Origin of the sequence: Lentibacillus halophilus, assembly GCF_039522485.1 — a bacterium.
GTDB lineage: Bacteria > Bacillota > Bacilli > Bacillales > Amphibacillaceae > Lentibacillus > Lentibacillus halophilus.
In genome coordinates this window covers 1-5493 of sequence record NZ_BAAADM010000017.1, presented here as the reverse complement: position 1 = coordinate 5493, position 5493 = coordinate 1, and the positions used below count along the sequence as shown (strand labels likewise).

The window sequence follows — 5493 nt, the reverse complement described above, 5'->3', positions numbered from 1 at the left end:
CGAGCGAGTGGCTAACTCTTACTCGGCGGGCATCCCACCCACTATATGTTACGACCTAAGCCCGGTCGCTCTGACAGGCACTAAAGACCGAAAACCCGTCCCATGTGTTGTCCTGATTGAACCATTTGACGAACGGTATCCAGACGCTTCGATTCATATTCATTTAGCGCATCGATGGCGGCTCGTCCCTGTATGCCCTTTGCGGCACATTTGCCCAATTCCACTGCATCTTGCAGTGACGCATTAAATCCGCTGGCGGTAATCGGCGCTGGTGCATGCGCTGCATCTCCAACCAGTGCCATGCGGCCGCTCACAAGATTATCAGGCACATATTCTTTGATCGGTACGCCGACTATGGTACGTGTGTTGATTCCGTGAAGGGCCGCAGTCAGCCATGGATCGGACCATCGTTCTGACGCTTCTTTCGACAGATCATGAAGCAGCTCTTCCGGAAGTTCAGACCCTTTTAGCGAATGATGGACGACAGAGCCTTCTACAGCCCCAAGGCGTCGGAGCCAATCATTACGCACGTGGTCATACCAAGCTATTCCAATCTGCCGGTTCCCGGAATCCGAGGAATCATCTTCAATCTCAGTGATGGAACCAAATACAAACCCACTAAAGCTGTTTAACATTGTATACCCGTTGGATTTGCGGGGCCGTTTTGCTTTAGGCAAGTCCGTTTCCTTGATGGATGCCTGCCACACGGTGTATCCGGCAAACGACGCATGAGGCTTATGCGGATTTACGTAGCCTCGCACCATACTGCGGTGGCCATCAGCGCCAATTAAAATATCCCCATAAATGGTCTCACCGTCACCGGTTATCACCCACGCAGATGCATCATCCTGATCAGCCGACTGGACACGCGTATTATAGCGTATGTCCATTCCGGCATACGATTCAGCTTCTGTGCGCAAACGGTACTCAATGGATGACCAGAGCTGCAAGGAACGTTTACTGCCACCTGAAGCCAGTTTCTTCAGCAGCCGCTCTGTTTTATTAAAATCGAACAAACTCCCGTCAACCTGCAGACCACCCCCGCTCGGCCGATCCTTGCCTGCCTTTTCCAGAATGATGGTCTCCAAACCTTCCCGGGCAAGGGCAATACCGGTCATAAGCCCGGCAAGCGAGCCACCGACCACAATAGCCGTTTGTCCTGTTTGATGATTTATCGTTGAATGGTCCATAATGTCATCCCCCATTATTGAAATGTTTGCCCTTTCATTCGCTGCTTGAGCTTATCGTTCACCACTCAATGTGTGTAAATTCCATTTTAATGCATTCGAGTAACTCTAAGTCAAACGAGTTGTGTCCTTTTTGAATGTGGTCGCGTTAGGATGATCTTTTTTGTCGGGTCCATTATACTCAAGGTGAAAATCAATGCATGGCGCATGTGCCATATTTTAAGGAGATGTCTGCTTCTGGTTAGACTGGGTGTTCTTCTTGGAAAATGAGGTTGCTTGTGACTATAACAACAGGTGGGGAGTCGCTGATTAATATTGATATGGACAGATTGAAACGGATGCCCCATATATCTTTATAACGTTTGTACTTTGGGGGTACGTAAAAGATGGCTGTATTCTTATAAATTAATCAGCGTTTAGGAATTGGTAGGTCTTCGTGGCACCCTTAAAAGAATGCCATATTTTTTTCTGCTTATTGATGGCATTTAACCTTCAAGCTACTATTCTGCGTTTTTCAGTACTTTTACTTCTGCTTGTGTCTTCAATAAGCTATCAGATAGGACGGAAAGCTTGGAATCCACCATATCAACTTTTTCGGTTAATCGTTGATCCGCATCGGTTAATTTCTCTCCCATTTTAGTGATCTGGTCAGATAATCGTTTATCCACTTCATTGATTTGGTCCGTTAATTTCTGTTCGGTTTGGTCGATACGCTCAGTTAGTTTCTGATCAGTCTGGTTGATTTGATCGGTTAGGTTCTGATCAACTTGATTAATATGTTCCGATAATTCCTTAATGGCTTGTAAAATGTCGTTGTTAGTAATATCTTTACTCATTTTCATCATCCTCTTTGGATTTTAGTGATTTTCGTCCATTCTTTCTGAACAGCAACCAAAACAGTCGGCGTAAATGTTTAAGATCTTACCATTTTCGAATACACGTTTATTCTATCTTCTATTAGTTTATCATACGTTGCCGTTCTATTATAGTTTTTAGGGCATTGTATGAGAATCAGTTAATCACATTCGACAAAAATCGGGAAGTGACAGGCACTAAAGGCCATGATTTTCACCGAACCAATGATTTTGATATATATGCTTCTGAGAATAAGCAAGCTTTCTATGTAGATTTAGTAAAACAATGGCTTGTTTTTATGGAAGATAAAATGATATTTTACGGTGATCCTATTCAACTCGAGGTTATGGGTATCGGCATTGAGCAAGCAAAGGATAATTTAATTAAGGTAAATGGTGATAGTGAAGTCATTGATTCAGATAATTTTTTTAGAGCGATTGCAAATAACAACGCTGATAAAGTTAATAGATTGATAGAAAAAGGTGCCGATCCCAATATGGTGACTGATCAAGGAACATCAGCATTGATAACAGCTTTACAACATGAGAATCCAACAATAGTAAAGAAACTGCTGGATGCAGGTGCTGACCCGAATCTGCAAGGTTATCACATGGATTATCCTGATACAAACCCGTTGGATATTGCAATAGAGAAAAATAATGTAAGCTTAATAAAAATGTTATTAGAAAATGGAGCTAATCCAAATCAAACACATGTGCAAAATTTGGGAAACAAAGATATGGAAACCAATTCTTTAATAAACGCGATTGAACTTGAGAATGTTAAAGCTGTAGAAATGTTACTAAAACATGGCGCAAACGCTCAAGAGAATTTGAAAGACGGTGGTGAAGGCATCACTCCAATTGATTATGCTGAGGAGAAAGCACAGTGGGGTGTATCATCCGAATTAGAAAAAATAATTAACTTGTTAACGGGGAAACATACTCGGAAGGATACTTCGGAAAACTCGCAAAAGCAGGATGGCCCAGGAGATGGTTCAAGTAACATAGGGAATAATAAAAAAGAAACAGCTGAACAAGATCAATCTAAATCTTTTTCCTATGAAAGCTATACAAATTCCAGGTTTGGTTTTTCTGTAGACTATCCTACAACTTTTTCTAAAGAAGATGCTCCTACTAACAATGATGGAAGGGAGTTTACCAATAATGAAGCTTCTATTTTAGCATATGGTAGCCACATCAATGTGCTTGAAGGAAATGAAACAATTGAAACTTACTATAACAGGGCGATTGAATCTAATCCTGGTTCTATCGCTTATCAGCAAGTGGGAAGTGATTGGTATGTCATTTCGTTTAAAGAAGGAAATGATACTATCTATGAGAAAGCTATTATAGAAAAGGATATTATATCTACCTTGAAAATTACGTACCCTACTAGTCGACAAAGTTATTATAAGCCTATGGTGACACATATTTCTGAAGGCTTTGAAGGCGCTGAGTAGTACGAGGCCTGGCACCAACACAATATCTTAACGGGGTGCTGGTGCCTGACCCATGACTTCGACACTGTTCGACAAAACCCGGGAAGTGACAGGCACCCGAGCCATTCTGAGCCATTCTGCTTTTTCATTGCTTCCAATACAGGCTTTGAAGTGAAGAACATTCCCTTCAAGTTGATGTTTTGAATTTTATCCCAGTCGCTCTCCTCCATTTCCGCAATAGATTGATCAGGATAAATGCCTGCATTGGCTGCCAAAATATCAATTCTTTTATGTTTCTTTAGAATATCCTGAACCACTTGCCCCGCATTGTCTTTATTTGTAACATCCAGGTGATAAAACTCACCATTTATCTCTTCAGCTGCTTTTTGACCTGCTTCTTCATTTATATCTCCAATCATCACTGTCGCGCCTGCTTGGGCTAATGTTTCAGCAATACCCTTTCCAATTCCATTAGCTCCCCCGGTTACCATTGCAATTCTGCTCGTTAAATCAAACATAATATCCCCTTTCTGACACGATAGGTCTCAAAAATTTTTAAATACTCCTACAATATTTATTCCCTATGGAATCAAAGAGAAAACATTTGAATATTACGTGTGAACTTGAACGAGTCTTCCACATAAACGATTTTCGGCAACTGCCGAAAATCAACCTTTGGAATCTTGTCCCTATATTTTAAAACGAGGTGCTGGTGCCTGACACCATGACTTCGACACCATTCGACAAAACCTGGGAAGTGACAGGCACTATCCAAAGTTCACAGGAACAACCAAGTCGTGTTTTGTAAAAAAGGAAGCATCAGAACCGTCCCCATGCTTTCTTTCTAATCATAAATTATTGACATAAAAGAACTTAATAGTGTAATCTAATTTATATGTAAACCTAAAATTTAATGGGTTAACATGAATTTTAAATAGAGGAGGTGGACTATGTGAGAGAACAAAGTAAAATATTCAAATTATGCTTTGGTGCAATGTTTGTCGCACTTACTGCCATCGGTGCAAACATAACTTCAATTTTTCCTTTTCTTGTAATCGGTGGTGTACCAATTACATTGCAGGGTTTTTTTGCTGTAATGTCCGGATTGGTTTTGGGAAGTAGAGTTGGCCCTTTTTCCATGTTTGTCTATATGATGTTAGGTCTTGTAGGAGCACCGGTTTTTGCTCAATTCAAAGGTGGTGTGGGGATGATTCTTTCCCCAACATTTGGTTTCATATTAGGGTTTATCCTGATTGCTTATGTAACTGGTAAAATACGAGAAGCGAATTCCAGTTTACCTTCTTATATTATAGCCGCACTAACTGCAATGACCATTAACTATGTGTTTGGAACGAATTGGATGTACGCAGCGTATCAATTATGGTTCGAGGCTCCGGCTGAATTCTCTTATAAACTTGTATGGCTATGGATGATGGTTCCTTTACCGAAAGATATATTATTAGATACTGCAGCAGGAATATTAGCATATCGTCTGAGTAAACAAGGAATTACTATTCGTCATAGAATTGATGAAGAGAGCGCATAATATAGGATGTTTTAAATCTATCGATGTACATATTTAAATAAGAAGGAGGAATTTTGTGTATAAATGGAAAGAATTAGCCGGCAAAGTCATTTATGGGTATGAAATCAACAAGGAAGAAGCAATCGCTATACTACAATCTCCCAATGATGAGGTTTTAAGTTTAATGGATGGTGCGTTTCAAATCAGAAAACATTATTACGGTAAAAAGGTGAAATTAAATATGATGATCAGTACGAAGACTGGTTTGTGTTCTGAAAACTGTGGCTACTGTGCCCAGTCGATTGATTCAACGGCTCCAATTAATAAGCATAAGATGATTACAAACTCAACTTTCGCACCGCAGAATGAGCCTGTAACCCTTGATATGCCTTGATCTAAACCAAACTGACTATGCTGCTTGTGCGTTAAATTCCTCATTGCCAAGAAATGTTTTCTTTAAAAATTGCGGGAGGTTATCAAATAGC

At 40.5% G+C, this 5493-nt stretch carries 6 protein-coding genes; 3 read left to right on the top strand and 3 right to left on the bottom strand.

Annotated features, from left to right (window positions below; genetic code table 11):
* Positions 1-80: 80 nt before the first annotated feature.
* Together ABDZ72_RS03940 and ABDZ72_RS03935 are read right to left on the bottom strand one after the other, a co-directional pair.
* The gene (locus ABDZ72_RS03940; RefSeq protein ID WP_343751308.1) at positions 81-1190 is read right to left on the bottom strand and encodes an FAD-dependent oxidoreductase; all 1110 of its coding nucleotides are present in this window, start codon (positions 1188-1190) and stop codon (positions 81-83) included.
* A gap of 497 nt (positions 1191-1687) precedes the next feature.
* A complete protein-coding gene (locus tag ABDZ72_RS03935) occupies positions 1688-2023 on the bottom strand; it encodes a hypothetical protein (RefSeq protein WP_343751306.1) in 336 nt (111 codons plus the stop codon).
* 164 nt (positions 2024-2187) lie between these two features.
* On the opposite strand from ABDZ72_RS03935, the gene ABDZ72_RS03930 reads away from it, so the two are divergent.
* Positions 2188-3504, top strand: a complete 1317-nt coding sequence (locus ABDZ72_RS03930; RefSeq protein WP_343751305.1) for an ankyrin repeat domain-containing protein — start codon at positions 2188-2190, stop codon at positions 3502-3504.
* On the opposite strand, the gene ABDZ72_RS03925 is transcribed toward ABDZ72_RS03930, so the two are convergent.
* Positions 3453-4001, bottom strand: a complete 549-nt coding sequence (locus ABDZ72_RS03925) for an SDR family NAD(P)-dependent oxidoreductase (RefSeq protein ID WP_343751304.1) — start codon at positions 3999-4001, stop codon at positions 3453-3455. The two genes, ABDZ72_RS03930 and ABDZ72_RS03925, sit on opposite strands and share 52 nt — an antisense overlap.
* Before the next feature lie 476 nt (positions 4002-4477).
* Here ABDZ72_RS03925 and ABDZ72_RS03920 point away from each other — a divergent pair, with 476 nt between their 5' ends.
* Both ABDZ72_RS03920 and ABDZ72_RS03915 read left to right on the top strand, forming a co-directional pair.
* Positions 4478-5029, top strand: coding sequence for a biotin transporter BioY (locus ABDZ72_RS03920; RefSeq protein ID WP_343751310.1), 552 nt, complete (start codon positions 4478-4480; stop codon positions 5027-5029).
* A gap of 55 nt (positions 5030-5084) precedes the next feature.
* Positions 5085-5402 (top strand): biotin synthase BioB, encoded by a 318-nt coding sequence (locus tag ABDZ72_RS03915; RefSeq protein WP_343751303.1) that lies wholly within the window; start codon positions 5085-5087, stop codon positions 5400-5402.
* The last annotated feature ends 91 nt before the right edge of the window (positions 5403-5493 follow it).

Coding starts and splice junctions, on each gene's coding strand:
- ABDZ72_RS03925 (WP_343751304.1), bottom strand. CDS start 4,001: ATGTTTGATTTAACGAGCAGAATTGCAATGGTAACCGGGGGAGCTAAT.
- ABDZ72_RS03935 (WP_343751306.1), bottom strand. CDS start 2,023: ATGAGTAAAGATATTACTAACAACGACATTTTACAAGCCATTAAGGAA.
- ABDZ72_RS03920 (WP_343751310.1), top strand. CDS start 4,478: ATGTTTGTCGCACTTACTGCCATCGGTGCAAACATAACTTCAATTTTT.
- ABDZ72_RS03940 (WP_343751308.1), bottom strand. CDS start 1,190: ATGGACCATTCAACGATAAATCATCAAACAGGACAAACGGCTATTGTG.